This window comes from Nostoc sp. CALU 1950, assembly GCF_051172895.1.
GTDB lineage: Bacteria > Cyanobacteriota > Cyanobacteriia > Cyanobacteriales > Nostocaceae > Nostoc > Nostoc edaphicum_A.
The window spans coordinates 1-18246 of record NZ_JBDNJQ010000076.1 but is presented as its reverse complement, the minus strand read 5'-3'; the positions used below and the strand labels follow the sequence as shown (position 1 = coordinate 18246).

The window sequence follows — 18246 nt, the reverse complement described above, 5'->3', positions numbered from 1 at the left end:
ATAAATATCTTGATTGGGTCTAATTTAGAGACGCGATAATTATCACGTCTCAGTAACTACTCAAAGCTTATGCGACAATATATTAGTCAAACAATGAGACTTAAAAATTGTTATAAGCTTAGACCCTATTTCTTCGTTATCTGGTAGCAGGAGTTCGGTAATAACCTTCTTCCGTTTTAGTTAATGGTTGACCATTTTCTCCAACTTTGTTTTTTGTAGACTTCAGAAAATCTTTTGTAGCTCTAGGAGTTTCTTCATCCAAATTTAGCTTTTCACGGATATTATCAGCAGCACCTTTTAATGGATTTTGGGCATTTCTAATTTGGGTATCGTTTCTGATTTCACCTTGCTGATCTGGTACACCTTTATAATAAGTACCCTCTGGAGTCCTAACATCAGCTTGAGCTATGTTAGCGGAGCTAAAAGCTTGACCAAGTAAAAACATAAATCCTACCAAGAAAACTACAAGTACTTGGGAGATCCGAATATTCCGCAACCATGAAATTACTCGATTCATAAAAACCTCAATTGCATTCTGTTGGGTGTACAACTCAAAAAGCTGAATGATTGTTTACCATTCAGGGTTAAGGAATAACTTTGATGGAGTTATCCTTTTCTTGTTGAAAAATGTGATGATCGTGGGATGCCTCATCTAAATACAATCGTCACCACGACCACTATGCATCTCTTTCAACACTTCGCCAGCATTAACTAGGAAGTAGTTAATCACTTCTGCTTTGGCAAACTTTTCGCTATTTTCAGGCGTTTGTTAAAACTAATTATGTCCAGAAGGTTGACCTTCAGTTGTGGCAATTTCACCTGCTTCCATTAGCATTTTAAAGCGGCGCAATTCATCACCAATTTGCTGTTCTGGTTCTTCACCAAAAAGTTTAGCTACGGTAGCTCCCAATGCTCCACCTGGTGGGTTATACTCCAAGACAATCTTTACTTCCGTACCGCGATCGACTGGTGCTTTTTTGAAGCGGACAAAACCAGAATTATCAACGTCTGCACCTTCCACAGAAGCCCAAGAAATAAATTCATTTTCCCGGTCTTCGAGAATTTCTGCATCCCATTCTACGCTGTTACCTAAAGGTGCATTGGCTATCCAATGAGAACGTTTTTCGTTGTACACCTTGACAGATTTAAGATGCTTCATAAATGTGGGCAGATTCTCAAAGTTGTGCCAAAAGCGATACAATTCTTCTGCCGATTTATTAATTGTTACCGTCTTTTCAACTTTGATGGGTTGGTTTATCCCTATTGCTTCCTGTGCTTGCTGGATTGTGCTTTGCTTGGTTGCACCTTGATAAATCAAACCGCCACCTGCTAAAGCCGTTAGCGCTCCCCGCAATGAACCTTGTTTTAAACCCATCAGCACCATCGCACCGCCACCGATGAGAGATGCCCAACGCTCTACTTCACTAGCTTCACTCTGACTGGTGGTAAGTTTATCACCTGATGTCGAAGTCACTTTTTATCTCTCCATCACAGTAAATTAACCAAAGAGGTGCAAAAACTAAACTTTCTTGTTTCTAGTGGTCTGTCCCATTAATTTTGCAAGGTTTGTAGTAAGCACTTAAGTGCTTAAAAATCCAGGACTAAAGTCCTTACTACAAACTTTTATAACCCTTCAAAACTTTTGGGACAGACTGCGCCTCTGCGGTTCGTTCCGTTACATTGATACAGCTGCCCCTGTAGTCGGCTTAGGAGGCTGAATCTGAGCACCTATCCGCGCCCGATACAACTCTACTAATCGCTGTTCGTATTTCAATAAATCGTGGTAAATTTCTTTGAAAATAGCAGTTGCTACTGGGTCAGTGTACGTTGCACACAAATTGCCAATATCGCCGATACCAGTTTGTACATCTCCTAAAGCAGAACGCAACTGATATATGTCATCGCTTCCTGTCAAGGCAGTTTTCACTTTGGCGTACTGATTGGCAATATTTGCGCCTAAAGAGGGTTTCTCACCCAATAGCTGAAGATAGGTTTCTAGCTTTTCAATGTGGCGTTGTTTATTACCAATCATCTCTTGAAAGAGTGATTTGATTTGGCTATCTGATTCCTTTTCAAAGTACTTATCCAATGCTTCCAGTGAATAACGTTCACCAGTAAGGGCAGTATTTAAACCTCTGCTAATATCACCTTTAGTTGAGCCACCCCAAGCATCAGCCAGTTTCCACCATTCAGCAGTTGTGTCTTTTTCATTTGGTAATGCAGCATCTTTGCCACCATAACCCAAACGGCTCAAAATAGCTGTGGTGAAAATTGCCAAGTCTCCGGGTTCACGAGATGTAATTAAATTTCCGTCAACTACCACCGGCTCATCTACATAATTTGCGCCAGCGTTAATCATGTCCTTAGCAATAGCGCTAAACCCAGTGACTTGTTTACCTTTGAGCAAGTCGCCTTCAATCAAAACTTGTGGGCCGTGACAAACCGCAGCGACTAATTTCCCTTGTTGTATAGCCTCTTGTACAAAGCGTACTGTGTTGAGGTTGCGTCGCATTTTGTCGGGCGCCATACCACCGGGAATCACCACTGCATCAAATTCGGCTGCGATCGCTTCTGTTGTAGTACCATCAGCTTGGATGCTAAGTTTACCGCGTTTGCCCTTATATTTTTCATTCATTCGGGAACCAAGGACTACTACCTCCATTCCTGCTTGTTTTAGTCCATTATAAGGAACTGTAAATTCTGCATCCTCTACTGCTTGTTCAATGAGGATAGCAACTTTTTTCTTACCGGAATGATTGTTATGGTCAGTCATAAAATGGTATTACCTGTTTATTTCTAGTATTTAACTAGCTACAATATTTATCGATGAGGACAGTTTAACAACCAAGATTTTTAAGAAGAAAAATCTTGAAGTTCCTACTATGCAGGTACTTCACCTGTTGGTGAAATAGTAAATAGTTCTTCGTAATCGTGAGAAAAATAAGCGTGAAAAGCTGCAAATGTTTCTGGGCTAATGGCATTTTGCAATACTGCAAATACAGCCCGAACGTGAATTACAGCCGTGGTTGGTTCTATATTTTCTTTTTGACTTGCACGCGTAATAAACTCTTGCAAGTTGAAAGTCTTACCACTATCCCCTTCTCTTCCTCGCAAATAATCGCCTAATGGTTGGGGCAAATTTGCAGCTAGTTCTTGTGCTTCATCACCAGCTATCCGTTCTTTAAGGGTTTCTAATGTGGCACGGGTAGCGCGTTCTGCCTCTTCACGAGAATCTGATTGGGCAAGGCTTTGTACGTGTGTAATGAACTCGTCGTATTCCACTGTGTACCTCCGCTGCTCAAAATTATTGAATATCTTTTTGTTTAGCATTCAGGTGTTTTAAAACATCAATAAAAGTTAAAATGCTAAACTTAAAAATTTATTTTTTTTGAATAAAATAGTTACGAGTCAGAAATTAGCTACTGAATAGTTTCGGTTTAATAACTCCTAACTCATAACTAAAAACTTCAACTACAAGTTGCTTGACCATGAATTCATATTTACAATCTTATGGTGCGATCGCTAGTTTAGCTTCGTTCCCAGGGGATAGATTATTTTATTAGCTATACATCTCTAGTTAGACAAGTTTGTGACAGGAAAACGTTATTGTGAGAATGCAGAAAAGGGCTAGTATCATGGCAGAAAAAAATCATCATGACGAAAACAAAAGCAATGATTTGCCAGAAGAAATTACCGAATCCTACGGTACTGGTGTGAAAGACTTGCCGGGATACAATATTGGTGGGCGCTCAATGGCAGCACAAAGACAGGAGTACACAGAAACTAGTCCTGAACTCACTGGTGGAGATGTTGATGCTTATTGGCAAGATGCAGATGCAGTTGGAGATGAGGCTGTTGGTGGTACTGCTTCTACTCCAGATCAAAATGTAACTGAGGATATAGGAGCCGCAGTGGGGCTAGAAATGGATGATTCTGAATTTCTCCATACCAATGATATCTTAGAAGACCGTGATGGCGATCGCTGGGAGTTAGATCCAAAGTCTTCTGAAGACTATCAAAATCGGCGAGAATAAGCTCAATAACAATTCAAAACTCTACATTCATAAATTGGATGTCTCTAAATTAGGCAGTGCTTTTCTAAGTGCTGCCACAATAAAATTAACATCTATCCACCGAAATAGCTCTTGAAAATCTCTAAATAAATTAGTATTCCAACTGCTAATTTCTTTAACTTACCCTTGCCAAGCATTATTTTAGCTGTTGATTTTGGGTGAATATCTAGCTGTAATACTTTGATTACATCACTAAAAATTCTTCTTCTTTATGATTCCAAGACATCTGTCTTCAGTAGGGTAAAAGTACAAATATACATTTGTTAATGTTGCTAATAGTACTAGTAAATGCAATTGGAGTTAATCATGACATACACACAAACTAACGATCCAACTATTCGTGAACATGTTCAGGCTTGGCAAAACTTAAATGTGGATCAACAACTCGCTTTGTTTTGGTTTATCTATAAAGAAATAGGCGGTTCAATTACGCCAGCCGCTCCTGGTGCTAGCACTGCTTCTTCAGAAATCGCTGAAGGTTTGTTTAATCAAGTTAAGGAATTATCTCACGAACAACAATTACAAGTTCAGCGTGATTTGATTAATAAAGTGGATACCCAAATTTCTCGTGAATATGGCTCTTTAGGTGATACCACCAAGCTACTATTTTGGTATCGATTATCTCAAGGTATGGAAAATGCCACTATTATTCCCATGCCTGATGATTATCAACTTTCTTCAGAAGCTAAAGCGTTGTTTGGCAGAATTCAAGGATTAGAATTTGAGCAACAGATTACTCTTTTCCGCGATTATGTTTCGCCGATGGGTGCCGAATCAAAAGCAGGTGCCGAAATTTAGCATTCCTTAGCCTCATTGAGACTACCTATTTAGTTTTTGGATGACGATGGTTGTTATACCAAGTTAATTTGGTTGTAATAGAATGACTTAGAAAATATAACGTCTTGACTCTTCAGTAGGTTTTCCGGTGATTAGTGTTAGCAACTTTTGCCGACGATACACAGTACAAACCTCATAAGTTAAGGGTATTACAACCATTGATTTCCATTCTCTTAGAGATTGTTTGAAAAGTGGTCGGCTGTGATACTTAAGTACTTCTAGATCCCCCCTAGCCCCCCTTTTTAAGGGGAACTGGAATCAAAGTCCCCCTTAAAAAGGGGGATTTAGGGGGATCTAGAACGTTTTACTACCGACAAGAGGACTTTTTAAACATCATCTTAAAGCTTCTATGCTAGCCAATCGCTTGATATAAAGCTGAATTTTGATGACTGGCTTGTTTATTTTTTTGAACAAATAAACACAGAGTAAAAACTAAAACTCTTACTCTGTGATCATCTATGTCTTTAGGTAAGTTGCACCCTACAGTCGTAACGCCCTTTGTTTTGTAATCAATATATTAAAAGTAATTATAGTTGATTTAATCTGTCTTTTGGTTGGTTTAAATATACTTTAGTTGTATTAATATTCTAGCTTTTTATCTAAGTTTGAATGTTTAAAATTATATAGATAAGTAAGAGGAATAGTTAATTTTTTACATTGGATATTTAATTAGTTTATTAAAATTTAATACCAAATAATATCTATGGGAAACACAAAATTGTGACTAATTTACCATAAGTTATTATGACTGATAAACATGTTGATCGATGAAAGCTATATATCTCAATATTTAATTCTTTAAATAGAGGCGATCGCTAAATAGTATTCAGAGTTATTTAATACTTAACTTATGATACATTGCCCACAAGGTAAATAGATACACTGCCAACATAAATTGTTGCAAGATATCTATTTTCTAAGTATCAATTCTGTATTTACCAAAAGGAGCATTCGCAGCAGGGTGTCGGAAAGACTTGCGATGTTTTCGTAGCCGTGCGATGAGTTAATCCATTACAGCTAACACAGCTTTCGGCAATAACTTATCTTTAAACCAAACAATTCTAGCGGGGACATCATTTAATTTTACTCCCGCCTTTTCTAAATTAAGTCGTTCGGAAATTGCCAAAATCAAGTCATCACGTCCAGCCCGTCGCACCTGAGAAAACTTTTTTTGTAAATATTCAGGCCGCCAATACCCAACAATTTCTAATAAGAAAGTGCGTCCATCAGGATGCACCAAGCGAAAATCGGGAATCATCACACTACCAGGGATTGGTATCAAATCAACTTCTCGTTCTAATGCCCAACCACTTTTCAACGCATCCCATTTATCAGCAAAGGATGCTTCTAGCATACTATCGTAGGGCTTTCCCGGTGGATAGTGGGATACTAAACCACATTCGGAATTGAGGGTGAAACGTCCAGTTTTCCAACTATTTGTATAGGCGTCGCGGGTTTTGAGAATGGAAGAAAGACTCCATTTAGTAACGTGAAGTAAAGCGGGAATAAGTTTAGCGATCGCTAACCCATATCGTGTACTAGGATTAAACAAGCTAGTCGGCCCATCAATGGTAATTGTAAACCCGTGGTCAGCATCACCCTCAATATAAGCCATCAATTGAAACAACTTTAGATAGCGAAATAACAGCTTATATTCTCCCGGAACATTCCGGTGGGCATTTAATACAAGTTGGCTGGCTTTATAAAATACACCCTGCACCTGAGATAAGTTATATCTATTTAACAAATCTGGTGCTGTTGGTGCATCAAAAACTGTCAAAATCTTATTTTCAGATAAATCAGCATATAATCCATTCCGAACCTGTTCTAATAAAACTTCCCGCTCAAGTTCTTGAGTTAACTCATCGGCAATTTTACTCAGAGTAACTTGTGTTGATTCTCGACTAGAAACAGACTTTGCAGCTAGAGAAAACACTCGTTCTCTTAACATTTGTGGTTCCAGAGGACTAACCACTTCAAAAGTGCAAAAACTACTTTTGAGAATATAAGCTAATCCCCGTTTCACACGATAATCTGTTGAATCTCCTTCAAAGTCAGTCAGTTGTCGCTCAAGCACACCTTGAGTTTTACCCACTGCTGATTGAAAATAATTAATTAACTCAATCGCCAACTCCGAAGTTTTTTGATCAATCTTCAGTCTCTTCGGGATGATCTCCTCCCCGTTTTGGCGGTGCATCAGTAAATCTGTCGGTAACATCTGCTGAATTTTGGATTTTAGATTTTGGATTTCCGGTTGAATAATTAATTTCTATCTGTTCCGCAGCCTTCAAACTTTTTTCCTTCCCACTCCCATACACAACCTGTAACTTCCCTTTCTTTTCTCCCTCTACCTTCCTCTCCCCTCTTCGCCTAGCCGAAGTCCCTTCTTCACTCGTATCCTCCGCCACTACTTCATATAAAATTGCCTGTTTATTCTCAATATTCCCCTTCCGTAAAATCCTCCCCAATCGCTGAGTATACTCCCTAGCCGAACCAGTTCCCGATAAAATAATCGCCACAGAAGCCGCCGGCACATCAACACCTTCATTCAACACGTGAGAAGCAACCAAAGTATTATATTGACCCTCTCGAAACTTTGTTAATATCTCATGCCGTTCTTTCACAGGAGTTTGATGAGTAATTGCCGGAATTAGCAACTCTTGAGAAATCCGATAAACTGTTGCATTATCAGCAGTAAAAATCAAAATTCTTGCCGGATAATGTTCTGCTAATAAATTAATTAGAATTCGCAATTTACCATCAGTACCCAAAGCAATATCTTTCGCTTCCCGATGCGCTAACATCGCTCTCCGTCCAGATTGCGATCGCGCACTCATTTGGACGAACATTTGCCAACCTTGCAGACTCCCTAAAGAAATCTTGGATTGCTTCAAAAAATCATTGCGGGTTTGAATTAGTTGGTTATATCTTTCGCGCTCAAGTTGCGATAATTTGACCTTAATTTGGACAATTTCATGTTCTGCTAAGGCTTTCCCCGCCAAATCTTCGGCGCGTTTGCGATATACTTCTTGACCAATGAGGATATTTAAGTCAGCGTGTTTACCATCGGTGCGTTCTGGTGTTGCGGAGAGTCCCAAGCGATAAGGTGCGATCGCATATTCAGCAATCACCCGATTAAAATCTGTGGGTAAATGATGACATTCGTCAAAAACAATCAACGCATATTGATTTCCCAACGTCTCAGCGTGAATTGCTGCACTATCATAAGTTGCAACTAAAATTGCCGTTCTATCCCGCGAACCACCTCCCAGCAATCCCACCTCAGCATCGGGGAAAGCCGCTACTAGGTGTGCATACCACTGATGCATTAAATCCAAGGTTGGCACCACAATCAGCGTCGTGCGCGGTGTTGACTGCATCGCCATTTGCGCCAAATAAGTCTTTCCCGCCGCCGTGGGAAGCACAATAACCCCCTGCCTACCCGCCAGTTTCCAAGCCGCTAGCGCCTCAGTTTGGTGGGGATAGGGTTCCATTTCTAGAGTGGGAACCAAGTCTACAGGATAGAATTCTTTCGCCTCATCGATAAAATAAACATCTTCCGCTTGTAATGCTTCTACTAGCGATCGGTATCTAATTGCTGGAATGCGGAATTTTTCAACTCTATCATCCCACGTCGCATAGTCCATCCAACCTTTGCCACGTGGTGGTGGATGCAGAATTAATGTGCCACGATCAAAATTTAATGTAGGGGTACGAGCCATTTTGGGGACTGGGGATTGGGGATTGGGGACTGGGGATTGGGGATTGGGGACTAGGGATTGGGGATTGGATATTGAATATTGAAAATTAGGTATAGGAAAACTAGTCCGCAAGTTCCTAGCCTCCAGAACCCAGCACCCAGTACCCAGCACCCAGTACCCAGTACCCAGTACCCACTCCTCACTCCCCACTCCCTTGATTACTAATAACGCAAAAAGTGCATGATTCATCCAACTAACTCCGACAAAAACCAACTCGATGCGCTCATTAGTCACGGAATGTCCTATCGGCAAACCAACAATAACCTTGCCGAATCCTACAAAGAACAGCGACAGAGTTTTCTGCTGAAACGGCTGCAATTACAGGCACAGATTATGTTGGTATCTGGCTTGACTTTAATCGCTTTTTTTCTCTGGGCAAATTCCCAATTACAAGGCAAAATATATGCCTTTAAAATCGGTATTGTAGTAGAATTATTCACGCTCATTTGTTGGGGTTTATGTAAAACCTCTATAGGTCGTCGTTACCCAAATTTAATTTTTTTGAGTTTATGCTGGTCTGTAACTTGTGCCGTCCAAATTGATGTAGCTTTGCTGTTTAATAATCTAGAACCTAGAAGTAATATCTGGACTTTGATGTTTCTGACTCAGGCTACAATCGTTCCAGTACAATGGTGGTTACATTTAATATCACAAATAGGAACAATTATTTGCTATTTAATTTTATATTTATTGTATAGTCCCCAATTAACGCATCCATCAGCTTTCTACATTGAGCAGGGTTTATATTTATTTTGGACTTGCATGATTTGTGTCTTCTCTGTCTATTTATACGAGCGCTTGCGAAAAAAAGAATTTTACGCCCGTAAAGCAATGGAACTAGCGCAGTACAAATCAGAACGGCTGCTACTAAATATTCTGCCAGAGATGATTGCAGAACAATTAAAACAACAACCGACAACTATTGCCGATAGCTTTCTGGAAGTTACGGTTTTATTTGCCGATATTGTTGGCTTTACAGAGCTTTCAAGTCGTACATCTCCTGCGGAATTAGTCGAGCTATTAAATACAATATTCTGTTTGTTCGACCAATTGGCAGAACGTCATGGGGTAGAGAAAATCAAAACTATTGGCGATGCATATATGGCTGTTGCAGGGTTGCCAAATCAGTCTAACAACCATGCTCCGGCAATCGCTAATATGGCCTTGGATATGCAAAAGGCTGTAGCTACATTTAACGAAGAAAATAACCAATCCTTTTGCATCCGCGTTGGCATTAGTACAGGGCCAGTAGTCGCAGGAGTGATCGGGCTGAAAAAGTTTGCCTACGACCTTTGGGGAGATACAGTCAATACGGCAAGTAGAATGGAATCGCATGGTATTGCAGGTAGTATCCAGGTTTGTGAAGCAAGTTATCAGTTTTTAAAGGATAATTACTTATTGGAAAAACGAGGTTTAATTCAGGTAAAAGGTAAAGGTGAAATGATGACTTATATACTCAAGGGAATTAATGTCAAAACTTAATAAATCTATACTTTTTGACGGATACTCCAAAATAAAACATATATAATTAGAGCGGCAATTATCAGCTTATTCAACCTTTGCTAAAACTCTGTTTTACTACTTTAGATAGATTCGCGGCAAGTAACTGCTTATGTGTGTATTTTTCCGATGCATAATAAAAGTTAAGCGATGTCTACGACAAGACGCCTACACATTTTCTAGCTGATTTTGGGAATAATCCTTTAGCTAGCTGCATAAAAGGAGAAGCTAAATTGAAAGGAACACGTTCCCTTCTAGCGCCCTATGCTGTGGCACTATTGGCTGTTGGTAGCGTATTGCTACTGACACTATTGCTACAGCCACTACTGAAATCAAGTCTTTTCCTGCTGTTTTTTGCTGCCGTGGCGGTTAGTGCCTGGTATGGCGGCATGGAAGCAGGGTTGCTGGCTACTGCTTTGTCTACTTTAGCCGTCAGCTACTTTTTCTTAGAGCCAGTGTTTTCGCTCCTGGTTGCAAATCTAGACAACATGCTGCGGTTAGGCTTATTTGTGGTTGTGACAACAATTATTAACTTGCTGAACTCAGAGTTACGCACTGCCAAACAACATCTTCAAACGAGTTTGCAGAAGCTACAGGTGAGCGAGGCAAGGTTTACAAGGTTGATAGAGTCCAACATTATTGGGGTAATTGTAACCAAGATGGATGGAGCGATCGCAGAGGCTAATGATGCTTTTTTACGAATGGTAGGTTATTCCCAGGAGGATTTGCAAGCAGGGCGAGTCCGATGGCGCGATATGATACCACCAGAATATATTGAAGCTAACAACAGTGCGATGCCTATGGCGGGCTACGCCTACGCAGAACTCACAACCAAAGCTGTATGTCAGCCCTTTGAGAACGAATACATCCGCAAAGATAACAGTCGCGTTCCTATCCTGTTAAGTTCTGCTTTGTTAGAAAATAATCCTAACGAGATTATCTCTTTTGTACTTGATTTAAGTCAACGCAAACAAGCAGAGCTTGCCCTTTCTAAAAGCGAAGAACGCTACCGCACTTTTTTAGAGCAGAGTTCAGAAGGTATTTGGTGCATCAAACTGGAAGTACCAATTTCAGTAGATTGTCCAGAAGATGCACAAATTGAACATTTTTACCAATATGTTTATCTGGCAGAATGCAACAATGTTATGGCGCAGATGTATGGCTGTTCTCGTGCCGAAGAAATTATCGGCGTCAGACTAGGAGACTTTCTTGTTGCCTCCGATCCACATAATATTGCATACCTGCGTAATTTTATCCGTTCTAACTACCGACTAATCGATGCTGAGTCCCACGAAATAGATAAGCAAGGTAATTCCAAATATTTTTTGAATAATCTGGTGGGAGTTGTCGAAAATGGCCTTTTAGTTAGAGCTTGGGGAACTCAACGCGACATCACAGAGCAGAAAATGGCAGAAACAGCACTGCGTCAACGAGAAGATGAACTGCGCCTGATTACAAATGCGGTGCCCGTCCAGATTTCCTATGTTGATGGTGAGCAGCGTTATCGCTTTAATAACAAAGGATATGAACACTGGTTTGGGATTCCTGCTTCCGAAATTTCTGGTAAACACATTAGAGAAATTCTGGGAGAGTCGGTTTATCAGTCGATTCTCCCTTATGTAGAAGCAGTACTCTCAGGAGAGCAGGTAAATTACGAAACCCAATTACCTCATAAAGATGGCACAAACCATTACATGAATGTTACTTACATTCCCCAGTTTAGTCAGCAGGGAAAAGTTGCAGGATTTGTTGCCCTAATTACAGATATTACACTTCATAAGTTAGCAGAAGCAGCTCTCAAACAGAGCGAGAAACGGTTAAAAACACTCACCGAAAAAGTCCGCATGATTCCTTGGGAGGTAAATGCCACTACCGGGAATTTTACTTATGTAGGGCCACAAACTGTTGAGATTCTGGGCTATCCATTGTCAGAGTGGTACACCGATGATTTCTGGGCAAAACATATACATCCAGAAGATCGGGAGTGGGTTATCCAGTATTGTCAAGAATCTTCGCTGTTACTGAATAATTACGAATTTGAATACAGAATGTTGGCTGCTGATGGCAGAGTAGTTTGGCTGTATGACATTGTGAATGTGGTGCGCGATGACAATGGGCCGCAGCTACTACATGGATTCATGATTGATATTAGCGATCGCAAGCAAGCAGAGCAAGAACGTGAAGAACTGCTTAAACGCGAACAAGCAGCACGCGCGGATGCAGAAGCAGCAAGCCGCATGAAGGATGAGTTTCTGGCCACACTCTCCCATGAACTCCGTACACCACTAAACGCTATCCTGGGCTGGGCACAGCTACTTAGAACTCGCAAGTTTGATGAGACTATGACTAGTCGGGCACTAGAGACAATTGAGCGGAACACTAAATCCCTGGCGCAACTGATTGAAGATGTTTTAGATGTGTCACGGATTATTAGAGGCACACTCAATCTAAGTATGAATAAGGTAAAACTTGCACCACTTGTAGAGGCGGCAATCGATACTGTGTACCCAGCAGCCCAGGCGAAAGAGATTAGTATTAACTGTAGATTTGACCCGGAAGTAGAGGTAGTTGTGGGTGATGCCAACCGCTTGCAACAGGTTGTGTGGAATTTGCTCTCCAATGCCGTCAAGTTTACACCCAAGGGCGGAAGAGTTGATGTGCAATTAGAGCGAATTGAATCTTACGTACAAATTCGGGTGAGTGATACGGGAGGGGGAATTGCTGCCGAATTCCTACCCCATGTATTTGAACGCTTTCGTCAAGCTGACAGTTCCACCACGCGATCGCATGGTGGACTAGGATTAGGGTTAGCGATCGTCCGTCACTTGGTAGAATTACACGGTGGCACTGTCTCAGCCGAAAGCCCAGGAATTGGACAGGGAGCGACATTCGTTATCAGTCTGCCAATGAAAGCTATTTAGGGTAATTTAAGCTCAAAGAAGAATTCTAAAAATTCACCCTTAAGTTTTAATTCTAATACGCTTGGGTTCAGGGTTATTGGTGTAGATAATTGGTCTTAATCAGACGCGATAAATTGCGTCTCTACATGAGGTTTTTTGTTTTTTGTTTTAACTAAACGGTATTGGTTTTAATCTCTAATAGGGATTTTGTTGAATTGCAATTCATTGGGCATTAATTAAGCAGTCATTAAAAGAGGTTTCAATCCCTAATAGGGATTTTGTTGAATTGCAATCGAAGAAATAATACGGAAGCATTACCTAAAGCTTGTTTCAATCCCTAATAGGGATTTTGTTGAATTGCAATGTTCCCGTATTACAGACTTTCCAGTGCTGTGTCAAGTTTCAATCCCTAATAGGGATTTTGTTGAATTGCAATTTAAATAAGAAACAGCAGTATCACGCTTAGTTTGAGTCGTTTCAATCCCTAATAGGAATTTTGTTGAATTGCAATACCTCAAATCTTGCCCCATCAACCACAGGCTACTGCGTTTCAATCCCTAATAGGGATTTTGTTGAATTGCAATAGAAGTAAAAAATTCTCACACCCAACCCACGCTCAAGTTTCAATCCCTAATAGGGATTTTGTTGAATTGCAATTCATTTGGTAGCCAATGATGAAGCAGCAATGAAAAAGTTTCAATCCCTAATAGGGATTTTGTTGAATTGCAATTGGCAAGGAAAAATGCAATAAGAGGGGTAGAGATGTTTCAATCCCTAATAGGGATTTTGTTGAATTGCAATACTTTGCTCCATTAGTAGTAGTGGATTTTGGGCAGTTTCAATCCCTAATAGGGATTTTGTTGAATTGCAATTCTGGGTTTCTTTTTGGTTAGTTGGCTAACTATTTGTTTCAATCCCTAATAGGGATTTTGTTGAATTGCAATTCTAAAGCAATTTGATTGGAAGAAGTGGCCCGCGTGGTTTCAATCCCTAATAGGGATTTTGTTGAATTGCAATAAGAAAGCTGATGTGCATATTGCTGGGGATGCGAGTTTCAATCCCTAATAGGGATTTTGTTGAATTGCAATTTTACGTTTAGTTAACAAGTTAAGAATAAGCCAAGGTTTCAATCCCTAATAGGGATTTTGTTGAATTGCAATGCAAGCGTTCATGGGGCTAACTAAGCTCAATGATGTTTCAATCCCTAATAGGGATTTTGTTGAATTGCAATAGGCCTGGGTGTTTGGTTATTCCATCCTCCCACATGTTTCAATCCCTAATAGGGATTTTGTTGAATTGCAATTTACTGGTTGCAGAATTTCAGAAGCACGACAACTTTTGTTTCAATCCCTAATAGGGATTTTGTTGAATTGCAATATTGCTACGATTTTCACGATCCTTGATGGTATGGCGTTTCAATCCCTAATAGGGATTTTGTTGAATTGCAATCTAGATTGTCAATGGACTGATTAAAAATGAATACACAGTTTCAATCCCTAATAGGGATTTTGTTGAATTGCAATAAATAAAGTTTCAGCATTACCCACAAAACTTGTTTCAATCCCTAATAGGGATTTTGTTGAATTGCAATGGCAGAAGCCGGAAAGCCAAGCTGTATTTAGTTTTCAAGGTACGGTTGCGCGAATCTAGAGCAATCATAGCATTAGAGAATTTCTTTGGAAAGAGTGTCGGTAAAAGTTGAAAGCTGAAACCCACTTTTTGTAAGCATTTCAGACGTTGCGCGGATAATAATTGGGAGATTAGCGGGGTGAAATGCTTGCTGGTGTTGAGATAGAAGCACTTTTTTGGGGCTGTGGAATTTGTACACCTACCCTTCCGCGCATTGACATACAGGAACTCGTGAGAAGCTACACAATAACCTAATGGTGATGGGGGGCGCGATCGCTGCCTTCAGAGCCAGAAATCACAGTCTTTATAGCCTCCCACATCACACGCGGCACTTCTAATGTTAGTCTTGAGACTCCTCAGAGATAGATTCTGATTCTGATTCGGTTTCAAGTTCTTCTGTTTTAACTTTAGCGGCTGGAGGTTTAACGGGTTTTGGGCCACGCGCTAGTGCAAGATTCACAGGCTGCCTGACTTCATCTTTATATGATGATTTTTTCCCTCCACCAGATGAGCGATCGCGGCTCGGTTTTGAGCTTTTGGGGTTGGATTCAATAGGGGTTACAGAATCCGAGTTTTCAGAATTGTTGTCAGTATTTCCTTGAGCCTGACGTTCCGATTTCTTAATTGGACGTTCTACCATTGTTTATTTTTGTAAATTTATCTGTATGGTACATCGGTTTGGTAGCTATCAAACGCGAGCATCTCAAATATACCAGTCTCTTAGAAATCGCGGCTACACAAACGAACGCGAACAGTGTCTTGCAAAGAAGTCTGCCTACGCAAACTCAAAGAATTTGAAACCCACGGAGGTGAGTTTTGTCTGTATAGCCGCGAATTCGATTCGCTAGGGCAGGCGTATTTTTACTATTCAACAAAATTAGGTCGTGCCTGTTGCCTTGATTTAAACTTTTCCTCTAAAACTTCCCAATTTTCTTGCTCAATTAAGTTAGTCAACTCATCAAGATTGTGACGATATTGTTGCAGCGATCGCAGCAATGCTTGACGATTATACCGCGCCATCATCACTCCCAACTCTGGGTTCCCACCACCCACACGACTGGTATCCCGAAAACCTGAACTAGCTAACTTTTGGGCTAATTCCAAAACATCGGGGTCAGTTTCGCTCAAACAAGCAGCAATCAAGGAAGAACTGACCATTACAGGTAAATGGGAAATCCAGCTAACAGCGCGGTCATGTTGCTCTGGTTGACAATAATAGATATTAGCTCCTAGCGATCGCACAAGTTCTTCTACAACTGTAATTACACTACTTGGTGTTGTAGTTACTGGTGTTAATACATAAGGTTTATCAACAAATAAATGCCGCTGTGCAGCTTCTATCCCACTGTCTGTTCTTCCCGCCATTGGATGACCACCGATAAAATTATCCCAAAGGGGAGAAATATCCTTAACTATCTGTGCTTTCGCCGAACCGACATCAGTCACGATGGTAGCGGTAGACAAATGAGCGATCATCTGCTCAAATTGGGGCACAATAAGCGCTAGAGGAGTACAAATAAATACAACCTCTGCGGCTGCTAACAAGCTCAGATCAACTGATGCTTGATCAACACAGCCGAGAGCAAGTGCCTTTTCACAGGTAGATTCACGGCGACTGACTCCTAAGATATGATGTCCTTGCGATCGCAAATCAAAGCCCAAAGATCCGCCAATCAGTCCCAATCCTAAAATCCCAATATTCATTTTTGATTTTGACATTCCGTTTTTATGACTTTACCAACTATTAAAGTTGGCATCCAAGGGGTAGCATCGATGACTGTAGAGGAATTACTGGAAAAATACGCAGCAGGAGTCTTAAACTTTAGTGGTGTTGACCTCCCAGAAGCCAATCTGAGTGGGGTCAAACTCAGTGGCGTGAATCTGAGCGATGCTAATTTAAGCATAGTCAACCTGAGTGGCGCGAATCTGAGTGAAGCCAACTTGAGTAATGCCAAGCTGAATGTCGCCAGACTAAGTGGGGCGAATCTATGTAGCGCCATCTTGAACAACGCCAGCCTCAATGTTGCTAATTTGATTCGAGCCGATCTCAGTCGCGCTCAACTTAGAGGGGCCTCATTGATCCGCGCCGAGTTAATTCGTGCTGATCTCAGTCGCGCTGACTTGTCGGAAGCTGACCTCACCAGTGCCGATTTGCGAGAGGCGACACTCCGCCAAGCCAATCTCCGCCACGCTAACTTGAGCGAGACTGTCTTGAGAGGTGCTTCCTTGACTGGGGCCAACTTGGAGATGGCGAACTTAAACGCCAGTGACCTCAGTCGTTCTGACCTGAGCGGCGCCAATTTGCGAGAAACTGAACTCAGACAAGCTAATCTCAGCCATGCTAACTTGAGCGGGGCAGATTTGAGCGGTGCAAACCTCCGATGGGCAGATTTGAGCGGTGCAAACCTCCGATGGGCAGATTTGAGTGGTGCAAAATTGAGCGGGGCTGATTTAATTGGCGCAGATTTAAGCAATGCCAATTTAACGAATACGAGTTTAGTACACGCCAATTTAACTCAAGCAAAATTAATTAGGGCGGAATGGATTGGTGCTGATTTAACAGGAGCAACTTTAACTGGGGCAAAGCTTTATGCCACCTCCAGGTTTGGTTTAAAAACCGAAAGTATGATTTGTGAATGGGTTGATCTTAGCCCAAATGGCGATCGCTCCATTGTTCAAAACTTCCATTCCGCAGAGTCACGAGATTTTTTTAACGAAACACCGCCAACAATAAGGATTATCGTTGATGCAGCCCTAGAACACGAAGCCAATTTTGCGATCGCAGGCGCTTACTACCAAATTGCTCAGGAATACCGGGGACTAAAACAACCCCCAAGCATCGAAAGTGGTCGTCGTCGAACTATTTTCACTTTTTATGTAGATAGCGACGAAGCATTATTATCCACTGCTTATATTGTGATTCTTCCCTTTCTAGATGCGGCATCTATCCAAAAGAATATTTCCACTATGGTGGAAATGATTAACAGTGAAGTTGTTGCAAAACAAGATTTAAAATCGCCCCAGATTGTAGAGCAATTAAATATTCTTTTAGAACAAGCCAGGGGTCAGGCTACAACAATTAAACAGATGAAAAAAAATATTGAAGTAGCCGCAAAGTTAAATTTTTGTAAAGCCCCAACCCAAATAATTTTAACGAATTCCAGCGCCCACACTTTGATTGTCTATGATCATCCCAACTTTGGGAAAAGATTTATTAATCGCTCTGCTCTCAATGCTTCAACTTATGATGATATATCTAATGAATCAATAAAATATGATATATTGCCTTCGTTAAATATGGTGATAGATTTTGTCAAAGGATTTCATTATATTAGTCATGGGACATAGGGCATTAAAACAATTCGCAATTCGCAATTCGCAATTACGTTTTACGACGGGGATTTAGACTCCGACCCAAAACGGTCTGCCTGTAGAGGTAGGGGACTTAACCACCCAAAGTTAGTTAAACAAATGACAAATGACCAATGACAAATGACAAATGACCAATGACAAATGACCAATGACAAATGACCAATGACAAATGAC

General features: G+C 40.8%; 13 protein-coding genes and 1 CRISPR repeat array. Of the genes, 5 read left to right on the top strand and 8 right to left on the bottom strand.

Annotated elements, in window-relative coordinates; genetic code table 11:
* Window positions 1-136 precede the first annotated feature (136 nt).
* The 4 genes from ABF638_RS20470 to ABF638_RS20455 form a co-directional block, all read right to left on the bottom strand.
* Window positions 137-517, bottom strand: a complete 381-nt coding sequence (locus ABF638_RS20470; protein WP_435024824.1) for a hypothetical protein — start codon at window positions 515-517, stop codon at window positions 137-139.
* Between the two features lie 258 nt (window positions 518-775).
* The gene (locus tag ABF638_RS20465) at window positions 776-1474 is read right to left on the bottom strand and encodes an SRPBCC family protein (protein WP_435024822.1); all 699 of its coding nucleotides are present in this window, start codon (window positions 1472-1474) and stop codon (window positions 776-778) included.
* Window positions 1475-1675: 201 nt separating this feature from the next.
* Window positions 1676-2773: a DJ-1/PfpI/YhbO family deglycase/protease gene (locus ABF638_RS20460; protein WP_435024821.1), complete on the bottom strand. Its 1098-nt coding sequence runs from the start codon at window positions 2771-2773 to the stop codon at window positions 1676-1678.
* A gap of 107 nt (window positions 2774-2880) precedes the next feature.
* Window positions 2881-3282 (bottom strand): DUF2267 domain-containing protein, encoded by a 402-nt coding sequence (locus tag ABF638_RS20455; RefSeq protein WP_435024820.1) that lies wholly within the window; start codon window positions 3280-3282, stop codon window positions 2881-2883.
* 353 nt (window positions 3283-3635) lie between these two features.
* On the opposite strand from ABF638_RS20455, the gene ABF638_RS20450 reads away from it, so the two are divergent.
* Both ABF638_RS20450 and ABF638_RS20445 read left to right on the top strand, forming a co-directional pair.
* A complete protein-coding gene (locus tag ABF638_RS20450) occupies window positions 3636-4034 on the top strand; it encodes a DUF6335 family protein (RefSeq protein WP_435024819.1) in 399 nt (132 codons plus the stop codon).
* A gap of 345 nt (window positions 4035-4379) precedes the next feature.
* The gene (locus tag ABF638_RS20445) at window positions 4380-4871 is read left to right on the top strand and encodes an orange carotenoid protein N-terminal domain-containing protein (protein ID WP_435024818.1); all 492 of its coding nucleotides are present in this window, start codon (window positions 4380-4382) and stop codon (window positions 4869-4871) included.
* A gap of 1042 nt (window positions 4872-5913) precedes the next feature.
* Here the strand turns inward: ABF638_RS20445 and ABF638_RS20440 are convergent.
* Together ABF638_RS20440 and ABF638_RS20435 are read right to left on the bottom strand one after the other, a co-directional pair.
* The gene (locus ABF638_RS20440; RefSeq protein WP_435024817.1) at window positions 5914-7128 is read right to left on the bottom strand and encodes a DUF790 family protein; all 1215 of its coding nucleotides are present in this window, start codon (window positions 7126-7128) and stop codon (window positions 5914-5916) included.
* Entirely contained in the window at window positions 7058-8632 is a 1575-nt protein-coding gene (locus tag ABF638_RS20435) for a DEAD/DEAH box helicase (RefSeq protein ID WP_435024846.1), read from the bottom strand. The genes ABF638_RS20440 and ABF638_RS20435 overlap by 71 nt, the downstream gene beginning before the upstream one ends.
* Before the next feature lie 219 nt (window positions 8633-8851).
* Here ABF638_RS20435 and ABF638_RS20430 point away from each other — a divergent pair, with 219 nt between their 5' ends.
* Together ABF638_RS20430 and ABF638_RS20425 are read left to right on the top strand one after the other, a co-directional pair.
* Window positions 8852-10153 carry an adenylate/guanylate cyclase domain-containing protein gene (locus ABF638_RS20430; RefSeq protein ID WP_435024816.1) on the top strand — a complete coding sequence of 434 codons (1302 nt, stop codon included), beginning with the start codon at window positions 8852-8854 and terminating at the stop codon, window positions 10151-10153.
* Between the two features lie 251 nt (window positions 10154-10404).
* Window positions 10405-13092, top strand: a complete 2688-nt coding sequence (locus ABF638_RS20425) for a PAS domain-containing sensor histidine kinase (protein ID WP_435024815.1) — start codon at window positions 10405-10407, stop codon at window positions 13090-13092.
* Window positions 13093-13256: 164 nt separating this feature from the next.
* Window positions 13257-14662: direct repeats of the CRISPR family, unit length 37 nt; unit sequence GTTTCAATCCCTAATAGGGATTTTGTTGAATTGCAAT.
* A gap of 378 nt (window positions 14663-15040) precedes the next feature.
* On the opposite strand, the gene ABF638_RS20420 is transcribed toward ABF638_RS20425, so the two are convergent.
* Both ABF638_RS20420 and ABF638_RS20415 read right to left on the bottom strand, forming a co-directional pair.
* On the bottom strand, window positions 15041-15340 hold the full coding sequence (locus ABF638_RS20420) for a hypothetical protein (protein WP_435024814.1): 300 nt from the start codon (window positions 15338-15340) through the stop codon (window positions 15041-15043).
* Between the two features lie 224 nt (window positions 15341-15564).
* Entirely contained in the window at window positions 15565-16404 is an 840-nt protein-coding gene (locus ABF638_RS20415; RefSeq protein WP_435024845.1) for a prephenate/arogenate dehydrogenase, read from the bottom strand.
* A gap of 69 nt (window positions 16405-16473) precedes the next feature.
* On the opposite strand from ABF638_RS20415, the gene ABF638_RS20410 reads away from it, so the two are divergent.
* Complete coding sequence (locus ABF638_RS20410; RefSeq protein WP_435024844.1) at window positions 16474-18048, top strand: pentapeptide repeat-containing protein; 1575 nt, start codon at window positions 16474-16476, stop codon at window positions 18046-18048.
* Window positions 18049-18246: the final 198 nt, after the last annotated feature.